At 41.9% G+C, this 3,961-nt stretch carries 5 protein-coding genes; 1 reads left to right on the forward strand and 4 read right to left on the reverse strand.

What is annotated here, in order from left to right; all coding sequences use genetic code 11:
- The 4 genes from F6K22_RS34690 to F6K22_RS34705 all read right to left on the reverse strand — a co-directional run.
- Window positions 1-682 (reverse strand): ribokinase (locus tag F6K22_RS34690; RefSeq protein WP_293108920.1); only part of this gene is annotated, 682 nt, incomplete at its 3' end.
- 55 nt (window positions 683-737) lie between these two features.
- On the reverse strand, window positions 738-1,541 hold the full coding sequence (locus F6K22_RS34695) for an SDR family oxidoreductase (protein ID WP_293108923.1): 804 nt from the start codon (window positions 1,539-1,541) through the stop codon (window positions 738-740).
- Between the two features lie 45 nt (window positions 1,542-1,586).
- Window positions 1,587-1,883 (reverse strand): putative quinol monooxygenase, encoded by a 297-nt coding sequence (locus F6K22_RS34700; protein WP_293108926.1) that lies wholly within the window; start codon window positions 1,881-1,883, stop codon window positions 1,587-1,589.
- 218 nt (window positions 1,884-2,101) lie between these two features.
- Window positions 2,102-2,812, reverse strand: coding sequence for a glutathione S-transferase family protein (locus tag F6K22_RS34705; protein WP_293108929.1), 711 nt, complete (start codon window positions 2,810-2,812; stop codon window positions 2,102-2,104).
- Window positions 2,813-3,070: 258 nt separating this feature from the next.
- Here F6K22_RS34705 and F6K22_RS34710 point away from each other — a divergent pair, with 258 nt between their 5' ends.
- Window positions 3,071-3,433 (forward strand): winged helix-turn-helix transcriptional regulator, encoded by a 363-nt coding sequence (locus tag F6K22_RS34710; RefSeq protein ID WP_293108932.1) that lies wholly within the window; start codon window positions 3,071-3,073, stop codon window positions 3,431-3,433.
- The last annotated feature ends 528 nt before the right edge of the window (window positions 3,434-3,961 follow it).

Raw genomic sequence — 3,961 nt, forward strand, 5'->3', positions numbered from 1 at the left:
TTTCAATAGCTGCCTGAGTAGCAGTTTCTTGATTATTTACTGCAAACCCAACCAGTTGACTTGCTTCAATTTCATTAGGAGTAATAATATCAATCAAACTATAAAAATCATTGGGAAAATTTCCTGGCATTGGTGCTGGGTCGAGAATAACTTTCACTCCCATTTCTTGAGCTACTTTAGCTGCAATCATAGCAACTTCCACAGGAATTTCTAATTGTAAAAGTAAAACAGTTGCATCTACTAGCAAATTTCTCAAGCGTTCCACATCTGTATTATTAATTCTATGGTTAGCACCCGGAACTACAATAATACTATTTTGCCCATCAGCATCAACCGCGATAACCGCTACCCCCGTATGAATATTCTCATCAACTACTACTCCTGTTGTTTCAACATTAGCAGTTTGTAAACTTACCAAAAGTTGTTGCCCAAAATTATCATTTCCTACCCGCCCCACTATTTTTGTAGGGATACCGAGACGAGCAGCAGCAACAGCTTGATTTGCTCCTTTACCGCCACCTGCGGTGAAAAAGTTGTTGCCATTAATAGTTTCTCCTGGAGTCGGTAAGCTAGGAGTAGTTGCAATTAAGTCGATGTTAATGCTGCCAAAAATAATTATGCTCATAAGTAAATAGGGAAAAGCGATCGCTAAATTTAATAAAGGCATATTGCCTGTTACCATTATAATAGCGATCGCCTTTTAAGTAGTCAAAATTCTCAGTAATCTCGAAATTAGCTTAAACCTCAATATCCCATAAGCTTTCCTGATACTTCTTCACATTCTCAATAAAACGCGGAGGATAGACATTGCGAAACTTATGATGGTCTTGAGGAATAGTCTCGATCATAAAGTCTATCATTCCTTGAGGATCGAGTTGCAGATCGTTGCCTGCAAATAGTTGCTGTATATCGCGAATTTTCTCCTCCGGGGTGAAGTGTTGCTCAGGATCGTACCACTGATCTAGGGTGTCATACATACGATCATTAAAACCTGTACGGAATGGACCAGGATTAATAGTTGCAATCTGTACTCCAGTACCTTCCATTTCCTCACGCATCAACTGTACAATGGCTTCGAGGGCGTGTTTAGACGCGCAATAGGGTGCGAGAAACGGGAAAGTGGAAAAACCCGCAATAGAAGAGGTAAAGATAATCTTTCCCTTACTCTTTCTGGCAAAATGACGAGCGAAGGGCTGGATAAATTCTAGGGTGCAGAAGACATTCACCTCGAATACACGACGGACTCGATCGACTGGAACTTCAGCGATGGGACCAGTTTCACCAGTAGCTGCGTTGGGAACTAAAATGTCGATCTTGTCGGCATATTTCTTAAAAACAAATTCGCGTTCTTCTTTGTTAAGCAGATCCATCTTAGTGACTTCAATTTCCACACCTTCTTGTTCTGCTGTTGCTCTCAGTTCAGTAACCTGCGGCCAGACTTCACAGGTCGCAATTACCTTATGATCTTTTTTTGCCAACCCTAGTACCGTACCTTTACCAAATCCTGAACCTGCACCTGTCATTAAAATTGTCTTACTCATAAGAATCTCCTTTCTTGGAAAAATACTTTGATTTATGAAACAAACTTAAATGATTTGATGAGTTTTATAGATGATGGGTTCACCATCCAAAATATCCTTGAATTTTTCAATTGCTGAAGTCAGATGGGGCGTTTGCCAATGTGCAGACTCACGATCTGCATCTTGCCATTCTTCAAAAGACAGAATGATGTTAGGATTTTCTTGGTTACGATAAAATCCATATTGTAATGCTCCTGGTTCCTGACGAGTCTGTTTTGCTAGTTCTTCTAGAACCGCAACCACTTCGTCAAACTTTCTAGGTTGAGCCTTTAATACTGCAACAGTGTATAGTTTTTCGCTCATGGTTTTTATTCTTTGTTTATGATGTACTTTTTATAGAAGCCCTAAATGTATCTCTAGAAAATAGCTTGGAGGGAGAATTAATTGATAATTTATGGGTAATAATTGATTTGATGATTGGATGAGTGGGAGATATCTAATACACCCCATCTCCCCATCTCCCATCTCCCCATCTCCCCACCTCCCCTACCCTCTTACTCCCTTACTCCCCTACTTGAATATCAGTCACGCTTAAATCTGGCTGCATTGGCAGCTTGGGCAGCGTCAACATTACCCCGACCAAAAAACTCAGGTACAGGTTTAGGTTTTTCTAAAGCTCTCTGGGTAGCCGGTCGTTCATCAATACGCTCGAACCAAGCTTGAAGGTTTTTCAGCCCTTCTACAGAAACTTTTGCCCAGTAGTAGGCTCTTGTCCAAGGATAAGTAGCCATATCTGCGATCGAAAACTCATCTCCCACCAAAAAGGTTTGATCCTCAAGCTGTTTATCCAACACTTCCAGTAGTCTGCGCGACTCTTTTACATATCGCTCGATCGCAAACTCATCCCGATGTCCCTGGGGTTCGGCAATCCTTTGAAAGTACATCGCCTGTCCCATCATTGGTCCGATACCACCCATTTGAAACATTAACCATTGAAGTGTTTGAGAGCGAGCTTTTTCACCTTCAGGGAGAAACTTTTGATATTTTTCCGCCAAATACCAGAGAATTGCACCCGATTCAAAAACAGCGAAATCGTCATTACCCCGGTCTACGATAGTTGGAATACGTCCGTTCGGGTTGAGCTTCATGTACCAATCTGACTTTTGTTCTTTTTTAGAAAAGTCAATATAGGTCATATCATACTCAACTTCGGCTTCTTCAAGAAAGATTAGTGGCTTCCATCCGTTCATAGTTGATGCTGTATAGAGATGAATGTCTGGTTGTTTGGTCACAATATTTTCTCGGTTTTAAATAAATAGTTTTGTTTACAGCAGTTTTCATTAGTTGGCCTTGATTAATTTGGTCAGGACTTACGCAGAAACCAGGTTTATGAACCAAATTTTGTGGTTTAAACAACAATAATCACCCTAAGAAACCCAGTTTCTTGGTTAGTTTGCGTAAGTCCTGTTGTATTTGTCACTGCCATAATTTAAGGATATAAATTTAAGTTACTATAGTCAACCAGTATACTTTTAGTAACCAGGTGCAGAATGAGTTCTAAAATGGAAATAGAAATCGACGATCTAGGTCGCAAGCAGGCAATTGAACCTTGTCTTAGACCTTGCTCAATTGAACGAGGAATGAGGCTTGTAGGCGGAAAATGGAAAGGTTCTATTCTTTGGCATCTCAAGGATCGACCTGTACGTTTTGGCGATATTGTTCGTCAAGTTGGCGGAGCGAGCAAAAAGATGGTAACTCAAAGGCTAAGAGAGATGGAGAATGATGGTTTAGTTAAACGTAACGTAGTTAGTACCAAACCTTTTGCCGTAACCTATGAGATAACTGATTTTGGTAGGACAGCTATCGGATTTTTAGAAGAGTTGAAGAAATGGTCAGAGGAGCAAAATATCTAGGGTTTGCTCAATGTGGTCCGGGTGGAAAGTGCAGTAGTGGATTGTTTCATCTTAAATGGTGCGTTAGATCGGGAGTGTGGTCCGGGTGGGAAGTGTGGTCTGGGTGGGGAGAAAAAGACACCTAGAAACAAAAATCTATTGGACAGTTTTAGCTGAAACAGTCCAGTAGGGTGTGTTAGCGTTTGCGCAGCATTCCGCAGGAAAGCGTAACGCACCCAATCTCACATACAGCAGTAATTTCAGTCCAGTAGTAGACTGACACAGCTAAAAATGTAGTGGCGTGTCTAGACTAAAATTGTGAGTGTTTGAGCGAGGACTTAGAAGACCTCTCCCCCAACCCCTCTCCTGCTCCGAGAGGGGAGAAATACTCCCACTTCCCTCGCCATCCCATCCGTTTGTCATGCTCCGCTTTCCGACCGCTGTCTTGGTCGATTGGAGGCAAGCGTTTGCTAGCGCAAAGCTTCACTAACGCGTAGCGTCCCGGAGGGAACGGAAACCTCGCCATCCCATCCTGACGGACAGCTTCGA

The sequence above is a fragment of the Okeania sp. SIO2F4 genome, assembly GCF_010672385.1.
Taxonomy (GTDB): Bacteria; Cyanobacteriota; Cyanobacteriia; order Cyanobacteriales; family Microcoleaceae; genus Trichodesmium.